This is a genomic window from Paenibacillus sp. FSL E2-0190 (genome assembly GCF_037992965.1).
Classification (GTDB): Bacteria; Bacillota; Bacilli; order Paenibacillales; family Paenibacillaceae; genus Paenibacillus_AQ; species Paenibacillus_AQ odorifer.
The window spans coordinates 6161141-6177539 of record NZ_CP150306.1 but is presented as its reverse complement, the minus strand read 5'-3'; the positions used below and the strand labels follow the sequence as shown (position 1 = coordinate 6177539).

At 43.4% G+C, this 16399-nt stretch carries 15 protein-coding genes; 12 read left to right on the top strand and 3 right to left on the bottom strand.

From position 1 onward, the window contains the following. The first annotated feature begins 151 nt into the window (after positions 1 to 151). The gene (locus NST25_RS27125) at positions 152 to 1777 is read left to right on the top strand and encodes an ATP-binding cassette domain-containing protein (protein WP_036680232.1); all 1626 of its coding nucleotides are present in this window, start codon (positions 152 to 154) and stop codon (positions 1775 to 1777) included. Positions 1778 to 2105: 328 nt separating this feature from the next. Here NST25_RS27125 and NST25_RS27120 read toward each other — a convergent pair whose 3' ends face one another. Next, entirely contained in the window at positions 2106 to 2291 is a 186-nt protein-coding gene (locus NST25_RS27120) for a hypothetical protein (RefSeq protein ID WP_036680230.1), read from the bottom strand. A gap of 134 nt (positions 2292 to 2425) precedes the next feature. Here NST25_RS27120 and NST25_RS27115 point away from each other — a divergent pair, with 134 nt between their 5' ends. Together NST25_RS27115 and NST25_RS27110 are read left to right on the top strand one after the other, a co-directional pair. After that, positions 2426 to 3295, top strand: coding sequence for a cation diffusion facilitator family transporter (locus tag NST25_RS27115; protein WP_076128688.1), 870 nt, complete (start codon positions 2426 to 2428; stop codon positions 3293 to 3295). Positions 3296 to 3499: 204 nt separating this feature from the next. Beyond that, positions 3500 to 4573 (top strand): SH3 domain-containing C40 family peptidase, encoded by a 1074-nt coding sequence (locus NST25_RS27110; protein ID WP_340392882.1) that lies wholly within the window; start codon positions 3500 to 3502, stop codon positions 4571 to 4573. Positions 4574 to 4793: 220 nt separating this feature from the next. Here NST25_RS27110 and NST25_RS27105 read toward each other — a convergent pair whose 3' ends face one another. Further along, a complete protein-coding gene (locus NST25_RS27105) occupies positions 4794 to 5171 on the bottom strand; it encodes a hypothetical protein (protein WP_076128684.1) in 378 nt (125 codons plus the stop codon). A 219-nt stretch (positions 5172 to 5390) separates the two neighbouring features. Next, positions 5391 to 5558: a DUF1328 domain-containing protein gene (locus NST25_RS27100; protein WP_036680225.1), complete on the bottom strand. Its 168-nt coding sequence runs from the start codon at positions 5556 to 5558 to the stop codon at positions 5391 to 5393. A 189-nt stretch (positions 5559 to 5747) separates the two neighbouring features. On the opposite strand from NST25_RS27100, the gene NST25_RS27095 reads away from it, so the two are divergent. The 9 genes from NST25_RS27095 (at position 5748) to NST25_RS27055 (ending at position 16227) form a co-directional block, all read left to right on the top strand. Beyond that, on the top strand, positions 5748 to 6254 hold the full coding sequence (locus NST25_RS27095; RefSeq protein ID WP_036680224.1) for a DUF948 domain-containing protein: 507 nt from the start codon (positions 5748 to 5750) through the stop codon (positions 6252 to 6254). A gap of 59 nt (positions 6255 to 6313) precedes the next feature. Next, a complete protein-coding gene (locus NST25_RS27090; RefSeq protein WP_248549630.1) occupies positions 6314 to 6838 on the top strand; it encodes a hypothetical protein in 525 nt (174 codons plus the stop codon). Positions 6839 to 7075: 237 nt separating this feature from the next. Then, entirely contained in the window at positions 7076 to 8242 is a 1167-nt protein-coding gene (locus NST25_RS27085; protein WP_248549631.1) for a fused response regulator/phosphatase, read from the top strand. Between the two features lie 2 nt (positions 8243 to 8244). Next, a complete protein-coding gene (locus NST25_RS27080) occupies positions 8245 to 11913 on the top strand; it encodes a response regulator (RefSeq protein ID WP_248549643.1) in 3669 nt (1222 codons plus the stop codon). A 79-nt stretch (positions 11914 to 11992) separates the two neighbouring features. Then, positions 11993 to 12859 (top strand): protein-glutamate O-methyltransferase CheR, encoded by an 867-nt coding sequence (locus NST25_RS27075; RefSeq protein ID WP_051491113.1) that lies wholly within the window; start codon positions 11993 to 11995, stop codon positions 12857 to 12859. Positions 12860 to 12880: 21 nt separating this feature from the next. Next, positions 12881 to 14551, top strand: a complete 1671-nt coding sequence (locus NST25_RS27070) for a response regulator (RefSeq protein WP_076128677.1) — start codon at positions 12881 to 12883, stop codon at positions 14549 to 14551. A gap of 96 nt (positions 14552 to 14647) precedes the next feature. Further along, the gene (locus NST25_RS27065) at positions 14648 to 14986 is read left to right on the top strand and encodes an STAS domain-containing protein (protein ID WP_076128675.1); all 339 of its coding nucleotides are present in this window, start codon (positions 14648 to 14650) and stop codon (positions 14984 to 14986) included. An 18-nt stretch (positions 14987 to 15004) separates the two neighbouring features. Beyond that, a complete protein-coding gene (gene rsbW, locus NST25_RS27060) occupies positions 15005 to 15460 on the top strand; it encodes an anti-sigma B factor RsbW (RefSeq protein WP_036680217.1) in 456 nt (151 codons plus the stop codon). Further along, positions 15457 to 16227, top strand: coding sequence for a sigma-70 family RNA polymerase sigma factor (locus NST25_RS27055; protein WP_076128673.1), 771 nt, complete (start codon positions 15457 to 15459; stop codon positions 16225 to 16227). The genes rsbW and NST25_RS27055 overlap by 4 nt, the downstream gene beginning before the upstream one ends. The last annotated feature ends 172 nt before the right edge of the window (positions 16228 to 16399 follow it).

Below are 16399 nucleotides of genomic sequence, written 5' to 3'. Positions count from 1 at the left end.
AAAAATTCCTCCTAACTGGCGACCTCTGTACAGCAGCTGGAATAACTTTAGTATTGGAGAGAACAGCTGAAAAGGCTATTTTACGGGCTTTTTGCTCTCTATTTATGCTATAATGAGCCGAAACCCTAAGTGAAAAGGATGGTAATGCGTAATGATTAGCACAAGCGGCGTAACACTCCGCTACGGAAAACGCGCTCTCTTTGAAGATGTAAACATAAAATTCACCCCTGGTAACTGCTACGGTTTGATTGGTGCCAATGGTGCCGGTAAATCAACCTTTCTGAAAATTCTGTCTGGTGAGATCGAAGCAAATACCGGTGAGGTACATGTTACACCGGGCGAACGTCTCGCAGTACTCAAACAGAACCATTTTGAGTATGATGAATTCCCGGTACTTGAGACCGTAATTATGGGTCATACACGTCTTTATGAAATTATGAAAGAAAAGGACGCGCTTTATGCGAAGTCCGATTTCACAGAAGCGGATGGCCTGCGTGCAGGGGAGCTTGAAGGTGAGTTCGCTGAGCTTAACGGCTGGGATGCTGAGCCAGATGCAGCTGCCATGCTGATTGGTCTCGGAATTATGCGTGAACTGCATGACAAAAAAATGGCCGAACTGAGCGGCAATGAAAAGGTACGGGTACTCTTGGCGCAAGCCTTGTTTGGCCGTCCGAATAACCTGCTGCTAGATGAGCCTACCAACCACTTGGATCTCGAATCTATTGGCTGGTTAGAGAATTTCCTCATGGACTATGAAGGTACTGTTATCGTCGTATCCCATGACCGTCACTTCCTGAATAAAGTATGTACGCATATTGCGGATATTGATTTTGGCAAAATCCAGATGTACGTCGGCAACTACGACTTCTGGTATGAGTCCAGTCAGCTTGCGCAAGCTTTGCAGCGTGATTCGAACAAGAAGAAGGAAGATAAAATCAAGGAATTGCAGGCATTTATCCAGCGTTTCTCGGCCAATGCTTCCAAGTCTAAACAAGCGACATCACGTAAGAAGCAACTTGAGAAAATTACCCTGGACGATATTCGTCCGTCCAACCGTAAATATCCGTTCCTAAACTTCAAACCTGAACGTGAAGCGGGTAAACAATTGCTGACAGTCAGCGGTTTGTCCAAAGCGGTGGAAGGTGAAAAGCTTCTTGATGAAATCAGTTTTGTAGTAAACAAAGGGGATAAGATTGCTTTTGTAGGCCCATACTCCCAGCCTAAATCCCTTCTGTTTGATGTGATTATGGGAGAGCAAGAAGCGGATGCGGGAGAATATACATGGGGAGTAACTACAACTCAAGCGTATTTCCCGAAAGACAACTCCAGCTATTTCGATGGTGTGGAAATGAATCTTGTAGAATGGCTACGCCAGTATTCTAAAGATCAGGACGAAACTTTCCTGCGTGGATTCTTGGGCCGTATGTTGTTCGCCGGAGAAGAAGCACTGAAGAAAGCAAGTGTGCTGTCCGGGGGCGAGAAGGTTCGCTGTATGCTGGCCAAAATGATGCTCAACGGCGCGAACGTGCTTGTGTTCGATGAACCAACCAATCACTTGGATCTGGAATCCATCACAGCACTGAATAACGGGCTGATCGATTTCGATGGCACGATTCTATTCACTTCCCATGACCATCAGTTCATCCAAACCATTGCTAACCGCATCATCGAGATTACACCTACAGGTGTAATTGATCGCTCCATGAGCTACGATGAATATTTGGAGAATCCAGAAATTAAGGAAATGCGCCAGCGCATGTATCCTGTAGAAGTATAATATTTAAATTCCGCTATGCGGAAGGAACCCCATGAAGCAGCTACTCTAATCCTTTTTAGGATCAGGGTAGCTGTCTTTATAATTTCGATTTTGAAAAGTTATTAACAAGTAGAATTCTACGGGGAGTATACGCGGGGCTTCCAAGACAGGAGTCTTTAGCCCTTGAGGGTTCCCAAAGCGCATGTTTTCAGCTGGCTAATCGTACATTAAAGAGAAGCAATTATGAATTTGAAGAGTTCTAATCCATCCTATCAGGCAGGACGAACGTATAAACGGCTGCGTTTCCCCGAGGGATTCGCAGCCGTTTATGTTTAAGTATAAGTAAATACTAAGATCCGCCAGTACGACGGCGTTGGTTGTTAGGCTTTTTGTTATTTTGGCTTTTTAGCGGTTTGGCGGAACCGGCCTGAAATGTGGATCCAGGCTTGGAGGAAGATTGTTGCTTCTTCTGTTCCAGTTTTTTACGGATAGCTTCCGCTAAGTTGATTTTACCTTTATCGTTGCTTTCGCTCATTATGATAACCTCCTTCGAAGCAAGTCCTTACACTTTATTCTAATTGTTTTTAAATGCTGCCACAAGGGCAAGAATAATTGAAAGAATTCTTTTCCGTATTTTAAATAATCGGGGGAAAAGAGGGGGAGCCAAGAATGACTGATATTTACGAAGATATACGTAAAGGCGAACGAGGAGCTTGGGTAAGCATAGCGGCTTACCTCATCCTATCATCATTTAAGCTGGTTTGTGGTTATTTATTTGCATCTAGCGCACTCGTAGCGGACGGGGTCAACAATTTAACAGATATCGTGGCATCCATAGCTGTGCTGGTGGGGTTACGGATTTCGCGGAAGCCACCTGACTCTGACCACGCTTACGGGCATTTCCGCGCAGAGACCGTAGCGGCGTTGTTGGCTTCTTTTATCATGGCGGTAGTGGGCCTTCAAGTGATTGTGGAGGCGGTGCGGTCCTTTTTCGATCGTACAAAAGAAACGCCACAGCTCTGGTCGGCAGGGGTGGCTATTGTATGTGCAGTAGCTATGATGGGGGTATACATATATAACAAAAGACTGGCCAAACAAATTAACAGTGGGGCACTTATGGCAGCGGCTAAGGATAATTTTTCTGATGCAATGGTCAGTGTTGGAGCCGCAGTTGGGATTGTGGGTGCACAGTTTGGTTTGCCATGGATTGATTCCGCAGCAGCTGTTCTTGTCGGACTCATTATCTCCAAGACCGCTTGGGATATTTTTCGTGATTCGACCTATCGGCTTACCGATGGCTTTGATCAAGATAAATTGATGGATCTACGCAGTACGATTGCTCGAACGCCGGGAGTAGAAGAGATTAAAGATGTGAAGGCACGGGTTCATGGTAATCATGTGCATGTGGATGTTGTAGTGGAAGTGGATGCGAATATTTCTGTGACGGAAGGTCATGAAATAAGTGATTCCATCGAAGAAAGAATGAGCAAAATGCATAATATTATGAATGTGCAGGTGCACGTGGAACCTAAAAAATAAATCGCGAAATGCTATATTAAGGAAAAATAACACATATTCAAGGAGAAATCGAGACTTTAGACCTGTGTGTTACCATAAAGTGGCATGATTATATGTGAAATTTGGAGCATGTTCCAAATCCCGGGCAAGCCTATAATGAGGGCATAAAGGAATAATGTAGTACAATCCTTTATTGAAATCTCATCATGGAATTTGGGGGAACGTATGATCAAATCACATAAGCAAATTACAGCATCTTTGTTAGTATCTGCTGCAATTGTTGCAGGTTTAGGAGTATCTGCTCCTGGACAAGCAGCGGCAGCCTCAAGTTCATCTAATTCAGTTACAGCAGCTTCAGCCGTTCAAACAGGTGTGATCGAGGCTAGTGTTCGCCTTCGCAGCACCCCTTCTACTGACGGAGAAATAGTGAAGTACTTGCAAAAGGGAGATCAAGTGCAGATCCTTTCGCAGCCTAACAGCTATTGGTATCAAGTAAAAACGGCTGATGGTTCAGTGGGTTATACAAGTGCAGGAGATAAATATATCAGTGTATCCTCTGCTTCAGTAACGACACCATCGGCACAAACTGGCACCATTAAGTATGGTGTGAATCTTCGAGTTTCACCTTCAACAAGCGGGAAAATAATGAAGCTTTTGAATAAGGGAGAAAAAGTAGAAGTTCTGGCGCAGCCTAACAGTTACTGGTATCAAGTTAAAGCGGCGGATGGTAGCATCGGATATATAAGTTCAAGTGAACAATATAGTACACTTTCAGGAAACGGTGGGGGATCTGGAACGGTAACACCAACGCCTACACCAACGCCTACACCCAAACCACCTGTAACAACACCGGGGGCTTCAGCCCAAATCGAACGGGTGATTGCTGCAGGTATGGGATATCTAGGAACGCCTTATGAGTATGGCTCCAGCAGAAATGATACAAGCACCTTTGATTGCTCGGACTTCATCCGGCAAATTTTTATGGATGCAGCCAATCTCAAACTGCCGGCGGATTCCCGTCAACAGGGAGATTGGGTGAAGTCGAATAGTACGGTGGTTACGTCTATTTCCAATTTGAAGCGCGGCGACTTAATGTTCTTTATGGATTATAAGGGGAATTCTGCTTCTGCTTATGAGGGAATCGACAAATCTACAGCTAGAATATCGCATGTTGCAATGTATCTAGGAGATGGACAAGTTCTACAAACTTATTCCGTAGCTTCAGGCGGGGTAAGAGTAGATAAACTAAGCGCTTCTTGGATGAATCGTTTTCTCTACGGAGGTTCGGTCATTCGCTAAATATATGAAAATGCAGGAAGCGACAGCATCGCATGTTTGTGACGGGTGAACGATGGCGGGCGTACGCGCAAGAGGGCTATCCTTTTAGTAGAATTCTCTACTGAAGGGGTAGCTCTTCCTGTTTATCTGTTCAGAATATGTACTCTCCACATAAAAAAAGGGCAGTACCATCGGCCATTTTCTTGGCTCTTGGGACACCCCTTCTTCGCTTATTGATTAATTATGGCAAAATCACATTGGCTGATACAGGAACCTTAACCCATGCTTTTCCTAGCCAAGTGTAAATTTCTCTCCATTCATTACCCCAAGTATCCGAAATGACTTCACCTGTTGTATCAAGAGTCTGAACGCCAAGCCAGCCTGCTGGAATTATACCTCCGACTGAAAAGTAGAAAGGTGTTTTCTCAGTCAGCACTATTTGCGGTGTAGCTGGACTCATATCCGCTGGAGTTATAATGGTTTCAAAAGAATTGCTGTAAGTGCTTCCAGTTACGGTTGCAGGAGCCGTAGTAGTTCCTGTTACTTCAGCTGCTGAAGCTGTAGCTGCAATGGAAGCCATAAGTCCTAAGGCTACTGTAAGGCTGGCGATTTTTTTCATGTTTGGTTCCTCCTGTGGGGGTTGGATGTATTTTTTTCCAAAAGCGCTGTTTGTTAATAAGCTAGTAAACGTAATTGATGCGTGATGAACCACCCATTCAACATTTCTTATTTTCTCAAGTGACATCTGTGCAGGAATGACCTATACTTTCTGCATGATGAATAAGATATATGGATAGATATGGGAGGGATACAACAGTCACACCATTAATAAGAGGGGCTACATAGATCTGCCTCTGCGTCCCGTGAAGAGAGAAATTACAAACAGAACCAGGAAGACGAAGAACAGGATCTTAGCAAGACCAGCAGCGGCAGCTACTAGGTTGAAGAAACCAAAGATTCCGGCGATTACTGCGACTACAAGTAGTATTGCGGACCATTTTAACATTACATATCACCTATCCTTTTTTGATTAATGTAGTCATTGTATAAACGGGGACTTTGATTTTGAAACAAAAGGGAAGAGGGACTCTTGACAACGCTCGACAAGATGTTTCGGCTTATGGGACCAGGGGTAACTATGCAGTATACAAGGCTGATTAGCCGATATTTATGAGATATGGAAGGGGTTATGAATATGATCATTGAACTTAGTGTAGCACTCGTCGCAATTGCATTCGCAGTACTTGTTTTCTTTTTAATTAAAACTTTAAAGTCGGCAAAGGATTCACTCGACAAAGTCAGCCAAACCTTGGTGGAAGTACAGAAGACGATGGATGAGCTTACTTATGAAGTGAAAACGACGGTCAGACACGCAAATGAAATCACTGCCGATGTACAGCATAAGATTCAGAAGATTGACCCAGTCATCGATTCTGTCAAGAATCTGGGTGATGTTATGAATGAGCTAACCTTAACGGTCAAACAAGTGTCAGTCACAGTGATTGAGAAATATCGTAAATCGCGTGAGCTGAAGGAGAAGAGTAAGGAAGTCTCTATAAAAGAAGCTCCGTTAACTCCTGCTGAAGAACGTACTGTTAACTCCTATGATGCCATTTATGCTGAGAAGTCACCGGGAAAAATAGCTACAGTGCTAAAAGGTGTAGACGTAGCTGCAACTCTTTGGAAAAAATTTCGTCATTAAGCATAAGATAGTAAGGCTTCTGTAATCGGTGGCTGCAGATAAGAAAGGTGGGACACAACATGAACATGATGATCCTTTTATTTGGTCTTCTTTTCCCATACTTTGATGCGTCTCCACAGTTGGCGCCTATCTCTACTTTTATTGAACAACCTAAGTCGGTTCTCGCATTTGAACATGCTTCAGCATCCAGCCCATATATAAATCACTTTGATTCTCTGCAAGGTGTTGCTTTATACACCACAAAGGAAGAACTGCTTCTGACCAAAGGCAATCCGCTTGCGGTGACAAATGATCCATTGCTAGAGACAGTGGAGTACCACTACGCAGATGTGACAGTGGGTGTGGGCGAGGGTGTTGTACTTTATGTACATGTTGCACCTCCGCAAGCACAGCAGTTCGGTTTACATGTAGATGGCGTAGAAATCGATCCTTTAACAGATAATCTGCAAGATACTTTGGGCAAACCGTATTTTATAGCCGAAGATGGGGATGTATACCTGAGAGGGAATAATGCACTCAAAATATATCGAAATTTGGCGGGTGAATTTGAAGGAATTGATTTATTTGATAGTATTTCTTCCTAATGTGTTTCATATTTGAGCAAATTGGTTAATAAACATAGGCTGTCTTTAGAATAGAGTAACCTCCAGCCCCACTAGGTATAGTGGGGCTGGAGGTTACTTTGCTGAATACGTAAATTGATCCTATGACTATATTTACATATTATGAAAATAGAAATAACACTGTAAAATAGCGTATGATATAGTTAATAGGTTTGCAGAATTTTACGGTCGTAATACTACTCGTGTGAGGTGAAGATGATGAGAATCTTAATCGTGGATGACAATCCGACTAATGTTATCATTATCCGTGAAATCCTGAAAAAAGAAGATTACCGAAATTTCGTAACCGCATCCTCTGCCAAAGAGATGCTGGAACGGCTTGGAATCGGTTCGGGGAGTGAAGATGGACGTCCCCGGATGTCAGATATTGATCTGATTTTACTGGATATGATGATGCCAGAAATGGATGGGATCGAAGCATGTCGTGTTGTGCAGCAATACGAACATCTTAAGGATATTCCAATAATAATGGTTACAGCTGTAGGCGATTCTAAGAAATTGGCCGAAGCGCTGGATGCAGGTGCAGTAGATTATGTTACGAAACCTATTAATAAAGTGGAGCTAATGGCCCGGATTCGGCTTGCTCTGCGGTTGAAACGTGAGAAAGATTGGCATAAGGAACGGGATCAGCGGATTCAGGAGGAATTGAGACTGGCTGCACTCGTGCAGAATGCTGTACTCAGCCTACCCCTGCAGGAAGAGAATTTCGAGGTGCATGCTATCTATCAGCCTTCCTCTGAATTGGCGGGTGATTTATATGCTTGGTATCCCCTAGGGGATGGCCGATATGGCGTAATCCTCCTGGACATTATGGGACACGGTATATCGTCCTCTCTTTTTTGCATGTTCCTTGCGTCAGTATTAAAGGATACGGTAACTACCTATGTAGAGCCGGAAAAGGTAATTCAGGAACTCAATCGAAGGTTTAACCAACTTTATATTGAGAAAAAGCTGATTCAATATTATTTTACGACGATTTATCTTGTGATCGACACTCGTATAAAGCGTATTGACTACGTTAACGCCGGGCATCCACCTGCGCTATTTTTTGAGGGCGCAGCTATGACTCCGGTCTTGCTGGAAAGTAATTGTCACCCTGTAGGCCTGTTTGAACGGATTGATATTCAGCCTCAGAGCTTGACCTACGAAGATGAAGGGCATTTGGTTCTCTATACAGATGGTCTGCTGGAGCTGGTTGAGGGTGAACAGGAAGAGCAGCTGAAGTTTATGATTAAGCATTTAAATGTTGAGCATGAATGGAAGGAAGAAACTATACGGGCTGCTTTTTTCAATGCTGATGTTCCTAAAGAGCGTGACGATGACAAATGTATAGTGTGGATCTCACTGAAGAAGGGAACAGAATGAGGATGAAAATAAAGGCTAAACTCTTAATTGGTTTTAGTGCGATGCTGGCGATTATGCTGGCACTTACTATGATTGGATACGATCGTTTGGATTATATGAATGGTCAGCTTGAGGGTTACCAGGATAGATATATGAAGGGGCGCTCTTCTTCAGGTATGCGTGGAGAAGTGAATGATATGGCGCGCATATTAACGACGACCATGTTAAGTGCGGATACATCAACGGTAGAATCACAAAAAAAAGAGATTGATAAAAAAATAGCTAAGGCGAATGAGCACTACGACAAAATAAAAGAATCAATGACTAGCGCTGAAGAGATGCAGATCGTTAATCAAATTGATGATTCTTATACGATCTATCTAAATTATCAGGAAAAAATATTGAAGCTGCTATCAGCTGGTTATTTCCAGAATGCCAGTACGTATTCTAACACAGAGGGACAAGCGATTCAGAATGCCGTGTTAAATGCTCTGAACAGTCTCTCTGATTATAATGCCTTTATTATGAATGAAGAGAGCGCAAAAGCTAAAGATGCCTATCAAAGCTCTACTCAGATGGTCATCTTGATGATGATTGTAGGTCTATTACTTGGACTTGGAGTTGTTCTATGGATCATTCCAAGCATTACGCGGGGACTTAATGTCGTTTCGATGATGATTACCAGCTTTGGCAACGGCAGAATCCGGGCCATAAGGCGCATAAAGGTTACTTCGAAAGATGAGATTGGTGAGGTTGCCCTTGTCTTTAAGAAAATGGCGTTAGATCTTGAAGAGAAACAGCAAATGGAACAGGCTTATGCACAGGCACAGAATGATCAATCCTGGCTGAATGCAAATGTTGCTCAGGTGACAGAACTTCTCCGGGGGGTTAGCTCATTGGATCAGGTCTCACAGACCTTTATCAACGAGTTCACCCCTGTGCTCGGAGCCCAGTTTGGAGCTGTGTATTTGAAGGATGCTAATCGTCCCGATTTTTTACGAAGCAGTGGTTATTATGCAGTAGATAACGATAAGAAACCAAAGGAAGGTTTTTTGATTGGAGAAGGGCTTGTAGGACAAAGTGCGCTTGATATGCACCCAATCAGATTGGAGCGGGCTCCTGAAGATTATATCTCCGTGAAATCCGGCTTTGTGGATTCACAGCCAGGATATATTTCCATTCATCCGCTTATTTTTGAAGACGAGCTGCTCGGTGTAGTAGAATTCGCTTCATTCCAGCCATTTAGCAGTCTGAAAAATGATTTGCTGCAACAACTTGCGAATAATTTAAGCATTATTTTCAATAATATTAGTCGTCGTCTGATTGTAGAGAAATTACTGCGTGAGTCACAAGCACTTACGGAAGAACTGCAATGTCAGTCAGAGGAGCTGCAGACTCAGCAAGAAGAACTGCGTCGTTCCAATGAGAACTTGGAAGAGCAGACGGACGCACTTAAGCGTTCAGAAGAACTGCTGCAACGTCAACAGGAGGAATTGGAACATTACAATACGGAACTCGTCGCCAAGACTCGTGCACTAGAGGAACAAGTGCAGGAGGTCGAGGAGAAAAAAGATGAAATTGAGCATGCTAAGGTTCAGCTAGAGAAACAGGCTATGCAATTATCCGTGACTAGTAAGTATAAATCGGAATTTATGGCGAACATGTCCCATGAATTGCGGACGCCGCTCAACAGTCTGCTGATCTTGTCCCAGCTGCTTACCGAGAACAAGGATGGTAATTTAACGGAGAAGCAGGTTGAATTTGCCCATACGATTTATATGTCAGGTGCTGACCTGCTTAAGATGATTGATGAAATTTTAGACCTGTCCAAGGTTGATGCAGGAAAAATGGAACTGAATCATGAAGAAATTAAACTGACTGAGCTGAAAAGCTTTGTGAAGCAGAATTTTGCTCCGCAGGCGATCAAAAAAGGACTCTCCTTACGGATAGCCTTTAACGAGCCGCTGCCAGATAGCGTAATTGCCGATAGTCATCGGTTGAAGCAGGTTTTAAGAAACCTGCTTTCCAATGCCTTTAAATTTACAACCGAAGGTTTTATCGAGTTTTCAGTTAGCCCGGCAGATAGTAATCTCTTGCCACTAAATCTGCCGAGTGATAATGAATATATTGCTATTGCTGTGAAGGACAGTGGCATTGGTATTCCGGCTGACAAAACAGATATTGTATTCGAAGCCTTCCAGCAAGTAGATGGAACTACCAGCCGTAAATATGGAGGCACGGGCCTGGGATTGTCGATCAGCCGTGAATTGGTTCGTATAATGGGTGGAGCTATTGTGCTCGAATCCCGTGAGGGACAAGGCAGTACCTTCACTTTGTATTTGCCGGTGAAGGCAAATTACAGTAAACAACCTGCAGAAATAGAAGCTGCTGTGTCCAAAGAGGATTCAACATATGATGAATATATTGGAGACATGCTTCCAACCTTAGTGCCAGCAGCCGTTAATGTACCCCTTCCACAACTGACGATTGAGGATGACCGTGACAATTTGACGGCGAATGACAAAGTCCTGCTTATTATTGAAGATGATGAAAGCTTTGCGAAAATCTTGCTAGACATGGCTCGTGGGCGCAGATTTAAAGGTTTAGTAGCGCTTCAAGGCGATATAGGACTGCAGATGGCAAAAACTTATTTGCCAGATGCGATCATTCTCGATATACAGCTGCCTGTAATGGACGGCTGGACCATCCTTAGAGAGCTGAAAAGTGCATCTCAGACCCGTCACATTCCTGTTCATGTTATCTCAGTGAACGATGAAGTGAAGCAAGGATTAATGATGGGAGCTATGGCGTATCTTAGAAAACCATCTTCAAGAGAAGCATTGGAGCGGGCTTTCTCACAAATTGAGAACTATACGTCCAGCACAGTGAAGTACCTTCTGATTGTTGAAGATGATGAGATTCAACGTCGTTCCATTATGGAATTGATCGGTCACGATGATGTAGCTATCACCGCGGTATCAACCGGCAATGAGGCACTGATGGAGCTGCGCAAGCAGAGATATGATTGTATGGTTCTGGATCTTATGCTTGGGGATATGAACGGCTTTGAATTGCTGGATCAGATTCGTGATGATGAAGAATTAAATGATCTTCCTATTATTATTTATACAGGTAAGGATTTAGATAGCAAAGAGGAGACACAGCTCCGCAAGTATGCTGAATCCATAATTATTAAGGATGTTCGTTCTCCGGAACGACTACTGGATGAGACAACGTTGTTCTTGCACCGGGTAGAAGCCAATCTTCCGGAAGATAAACGTAAAATTTTGCAGAAGCTGCATAACAAAGAAGAGTTATTCGAAGGGAAGAAAATACTGCTCGTCGATGATGATATTCGTAATGTTTTTGCACTCTCTAGTGTACTGGAAGAATACCACATGGAAGTGAAGTTTGCGGAGAATGGACGTGAAGCGCTGGAAATGCTGGTAGAGCAAGAAGATTTTGATCTCGTGCTTATGGATATGATGATGCCGGAAATGGACGGATATGAAGCTATGCGCCGAATCCGTGAAATGCCGCAATATCAGAAACTGCCTATTATTGCGCTTACCGCCAAAGCAATGAAAGAGGATCGCGCCAAATGTATTGAAGCGGGAGCTTCTGATTATATGAAGAAACCGATCGCAACAGGTCAACTTCTTTCGTTAATGCGTGTCTGGTTGTATTCGTAAACTCAAATTTGGGGTAATACCTTTTTAAGAACTAACATGACTAGAATTACGGTGTGTTAATAAGGGAGTCGGGATAACAATGAAAGCGATAGAACACGGATATGAGGAGCAGCCCGTTATGGTAGGAAGTGACGAGTTGGAGCAAATTGAGATCGAGCTGCTCCTTGATGGAGTACACCGTTTATATGGATATGATTTCCGGAATTATGCGTTGCCTTCTTTGAAGCGACGTATCTGGCATCATGTGCATGCGGAGAATGTACACAGCATATCCGCGCTGCAAGAAAAGGTGCTGCATGATCGTGCCTGTTTTGAACGATTTGTCTATAGTCTCTCCATTCCGGTTACCGAAATGTTTAGGGACCCGGGGTTATTTTTAACGTTTCGCCAGAAGGTAGTTCCGTTGTTGAGGACTTATCCCTATATTCGTATCTGGCATGCTGGATGCTCCACTGGTGAAGAAGTATACTCTATGGCCATCCTGCTTCATGAAGAAGGGCTTTACGATAAGGCTCGGATTTATGCCACAGATATGAATGAGCGTTCTTTACAGCAGGCTAAGGAAGGCGTCTATGATATTAGCAGAATGAAGCAATACACTAAGAATTATTTGGAGGCGGGAGGTACCCGGGCATTCTCTGAATACTATACAGCGAAGTATAACTCGGTTATTTTACAGCCATATTTACGCAAAAACATTATATTCGCTGAGCATAACTTGGCTACAGATACTTCTTTTAATGAGTTTAATGTTATTTTCTGCCGCAATGTGATGATCTATTTCAATGATGAGCTGCGGGATCATGTTCACGGCTTGTTTCATGAAAGTTTAAGTCGTTTTGGAATACTTGTTCTAGGCTCTAAAGAATCCATTCACTTTACGAAGTACAGCGATTGTTATGAGTCTTTGGACAGAGTAGAAAAAATATACCGTAACATAAAATAACGCATGAAGGAGGGTGGTCCTATGGGGTTTCAAGAACCAATTCATATACTACTAGTAGATGACCGTCCTGAAAATCTGCTGGCGCTGGAGGCGGTACTTGAAAGCCAGCATTATGAGCTAGTCAAAGCCACCTCCGGCGAAGAAGCGCTGCGGTGTTTGTTAAGGTATGATTTTGCTGTCATCGTACTGGACGTGCAGATGCCAGGTATGGATGGGATCGAGACCGCAAAGTTGATTAAAGCCAGAGAAAAAACAAAGGAAATTCCGATTATCTTTATCTCTGCGAATAGTAAGGAAGCGGAGCATTTATTCGCGGGCTATTCTGCAGGGGCTATTGATTATATGGTCAAGCCCTTCATTCCACAAATTCTGAAGTCTAAGATACAAGGTTTTGTCGAGATGTATATTACGAGCAAGAAGCATCAGACTCAGACCATGCTGCTGCAGCAAAAGACGAAAGAACTGGAAATCATAAATAGTGAGCTCGTAAAGGCTAAGGAAGAGGCGGAGATCGCCTCCAAAGCGAAGTCGGAATTTCTGGCTATGATGAGTCATGAGATTCGTACACCAATGAATGGCGTAGTGGGTATGATTGATTTATTAATGGAGACTGACCTTGCTCCTGAGCAGAAGGAGTATTCAGAGATCATTCGGAAAAGTGCAGACACGTTGATTACGGTGATAAACGATATTCTTGATTTCACCAAAATGGAATCCGGTAAAATGGAAATCGAAGAGCAGCTGTTCGAACTTCGCACATGTATTCAAGAGGTGTTCAGCCTCTTTTCGGTGGAAGCGGGAAAAAAGAACCTGGAGCTCGCTTATTTTATCGATCAGAAGTTGCCTAGACTTTTATATGGAGATATGGCCCGTTTACGCCAAGTATTAATTAATCTGATTGCTAACGCAGTTAAATTTACGAATCAAGGCGGTGTCTATTTAGTCGCTTCCATCAAAGAAACATCTGGGAACAAGGTAGAAGTCGAGTTCACGATCATGGATACTGGAATTGGTATTTCTCCAGAGAAATGCGACCGATTGTTCCAACCGTTCTCACAGCTGGATTCTTCAATGACACGGAAATACGGGGGGACAGGGCTTGGTTTAGCCATATGTAAATCCCTTGTAGGCATGATGGGCGGAGAAATACGGGTAGAATCCATGGAGCAAAAAGGAGCTACCTTTATTTTTACGATACAAGCATCCGTACCTGGAGAAGATTTGACAGGAGGTTATCAAGAAGAGGAATCGCCTCATCTTCTTCTTAATCAGGAGAGCAGAAGCCGAATCCTTGTTGTAGATGACCATCCTATCAATCAGCGTCTGATGGTTAGCATGCTAGATAAGCTCGGCTATGAAGCTGATATGGCTGAGGACGGGAAACAGGCTGTGCAAATGGCGCTTAAGCAGCCCTATGATTTTATCTTTATGGATCTCCAAATGCCAGTAATGGATGGCCTGGAGGCAACCGCTCAAATCCGTCGAGAAGGCGGTCCGGCGGCTGAGAAGACTATTATTATTGCAATGACTGCGAATGTCATGGATGGCATCCAGAATCGCTGTAAAGCCTCAGGAATGGATGACTATATCAGCAAGCCACTTAAGATGAGTAGTATTAAGCAGATTATCTCTCGGTATTCTAGCAGCGATAATCGGATGGTTGAAACAGATACCTCTATTTTTCAGGCGTAACCCAAGATTTACTAGTTTATATTTTAATGTTATTTGTTTCAAAGGTAGGACTATGAGGTTATTAATATAGAAAATATTTATCAGGAGAGATCGTCTATGAACACGCATAAAAGTAATAAGTTTCACGCTAAGACAGAGACAAAAGAAAGTGTATGTACGGTTTTCCTGAATGGTGAACTTGATCTATCCGTCGCTTCCGATTTCCGTTTGGTAATGGAGCCGCTTGTAGGTGATACGAAGCATGATTTAGTAATAAATCTTAAAGAATTAAAATACATCGATAGCACGGGTATTGGTATTCTACTTTCGATCCTGAAATCAAGACAAGGTATGGACGTTAAGTTTATGGTTGAGGATGTTCCTCCCCAAATTCAGAAGCTGTTTGACATGACTGGTATTACCAAGTTTTTTGCCTCCCAAGAGAATTCCCACTAGGAAAGGATAGAACAAAGAATGAGTGATGATGTGCAAAAAGTAATTCTTCAGCTGCCGGCTAGCGCAGAGTATGTGGATATTGTTAGGTTGAATTTATATGGTATTGCTTCAAAAATGGGCTTCACCTACGAAGATATTGAAGATATGAAGGTAGCTGTATCAGAGGCGTGTAACAACTCAGTATTGTACGCCTATGGACAACAAGACGGAATGGTTGATGTAATCTTTGAGGTGGGTGAAAGTGCCCTATCCATTACAGTCAAAGACGAGGGGGAGAGCTTTGACGGTTTGGAAGACTCGTCCAGTGAGCGTATGACACTGCATGATAAAGAGTTAAGTGACGTTCAGGTCGGCGGTTTAGGGTTCTACTTAATGCAAGCGTTGATGGATGACGTGAGCGTCGTAAGTGAGGCCGGAAGAGGGACGGTAGTAACTTTGAAGAAGCACCTTAACTTTAGCGAGGAAAAGGTATGAGTGATAAGGTGACTCCCCCCGAGTCCATGAATGAAGCAGTCACCCAAATTTGGGAATATCAGCAGACTAAGGATAATGAACGCGCAACAGTGCTGATTAAGAAATATGAGCCTATGGTAAAAATGGCTGCTGGAAAAATTTCTCGCAACCGCCCCGACTTGTATGAGGATTTATATCAGGTCGGGCAAATGGCGCTCATCCGGTTATTACAGCAATATGATATTAGCCTTGGAATCCCTTTTGAGCCCTATGCGATGAAAAGCATGATTGGACATATGAAGAATTTCCTACGTGATAAATCTTGGTACATACAGGTACCTAGACGGATTAAAGAAAAGGGAGCACTTGTTCAACACGCGATTGACGAACTAACAGTGAAGCTGGAACGTTCGCCTGCGGTGGATGAGATTGCTCATTATCTTGATTTGTCTGTTGAAGAAACTGTAGAAGTACTGGCGGGCAGAGAATGTTATCATTACGTCTCCCTAGACTCGCCCCTTTCTCAAGAGGAGACAGGAGCCACACTAGGCGAGCTGATCAGCTCTGACGCAAATGATTACGAGACCGTAGAGAAACGTATGGATTTGCAACAAGCACTAGGTCAATTGAAGGAACAGGAGCAGCAGGTGCTGCTGTTAGCGTTCCAAGATGGACAATCCCAGCGGGCGATCGCCCAGAAGCTGGGGGTATCACAGATGAGCGTTTCACGCATACAGAAGCGGGCCACTGAGAAGTTAAAGCAGATTATGGCCAACTCTTCCTATTGAGTTCCTGTATGGGTAATATACATTTTCGACGATAAGGACATGCCTCTCTCCGCTGACTGGAGACCCGCATGTCCTTTATTTGTATACTGTTGTAGACTTATTCCCCCGCTTGTCCGTCCAACCTAGAGGATTAGACGGACAAGCGGGGGAAGCGGTCGATAGTTGGGGAATA

Bases quoted from the DNA above. Each gene is read 5' to 3' on its own strand.
- NST25_RS27125 (WP_036680232.1), top strand. From the start codon at position 152: ATGATTAGCACAAGCGGCGTAACACTCCGCTACGGAAAACGCGCTCTC.
- NST25_RS27120 (WP_036680230.1), bottom strand. From the start codon at position 2,291: ATGAGCGAAAGCAACGATAAAGGTAAAATCAACTTAGCGGAAGCTATC.
- NST25_RS27115 (WP_076128688.1), top strand. From the start codon at position 2,426: ATGACTGATATTTACGAAGATATACGTAAAGGCGAACGAGGAGCTTGG.
- NST25_RS27110 (WP_340392882.1), top strand. From the start codon at position 3,500: ATGATCAAATCACATAAGCAAATTACAGCATCTTTGTTAGTATCTGCT.
- NST25_RS27105 (WP_076128684.1), bottom strand. From the start codon at position 5,171: ATGAAAAAAATCGCCAGCCTTACAGTAGCCTTAGGACTTATGGCTTCC.
- NST25_RS27100 (WP_036680225.1), bottom strand. From the start codon at position 5,558: ATGTTAAAATGGTCCGCAATACTACTTGTAGTCGCAGTAATCGCCGGA.
- NST25_RS27095 (WP_036680224.1), top strand. From the start codon at position 5,748: ATGATCATTGAACTTAGTGTAGCACTCGTCGCAATTGCATTCGCAGTA.
- NST25_RS27090 (WP_248549630.1), top strand. From the start codon at position 6,314: ATGAACATGATGATCCTTTTATTTGGTCTTCTTTTCCCATACTTTGAT.
- NST25_RS27085 (WP_248549631.1), top strand. From the start codon at position 7,076: ATGAGAATCTTAATCGTGGATGACAATCCGACTAATGTTATCATTATC.
- NST25_RS27080 (WP_248549643.1), top strand. From the start codon at position 8,245: ATGAAAATAAAGGCTAAACTCTTAATTGGTTTTAGTGCGATGCTGGCG.
- NST25_RS27075 (WP_051491113.1), top strand. From the start codon at position 11,993: ATGAAAGCGATAGAACACGGATATGAGGAGCAGCCCGTTATGGTAGGA.
- NST25_RS27070 (WP_076128677.1), top strand. From the start codon at position 12,881: ATGGGGTTTCAAGAACCAATTCATATACTACTAGTAGATGACCGTCCT.
- NST25_RS27065 (WP_076128675.1), top strand. From the start codon at position 14,648: ATGAACACGCATAAAAGTAATAAGTTTCACGCTAAGACAGAGACAAAA.
- rsbW (WP_036680217.1), top strand. From the start codon at position 15,005: ATGAGTGATGATGTGCAAAAAGTAATTCTTCAGCTGCCGGCTAGCGCA.
- NST25_RS27055 (WP_076128673.1), top strand. From the start codon at position 15,457: ATGAGTGATAAGGTGACTCCCCCCGAGTCCATGAATGAAGCAGTCACC.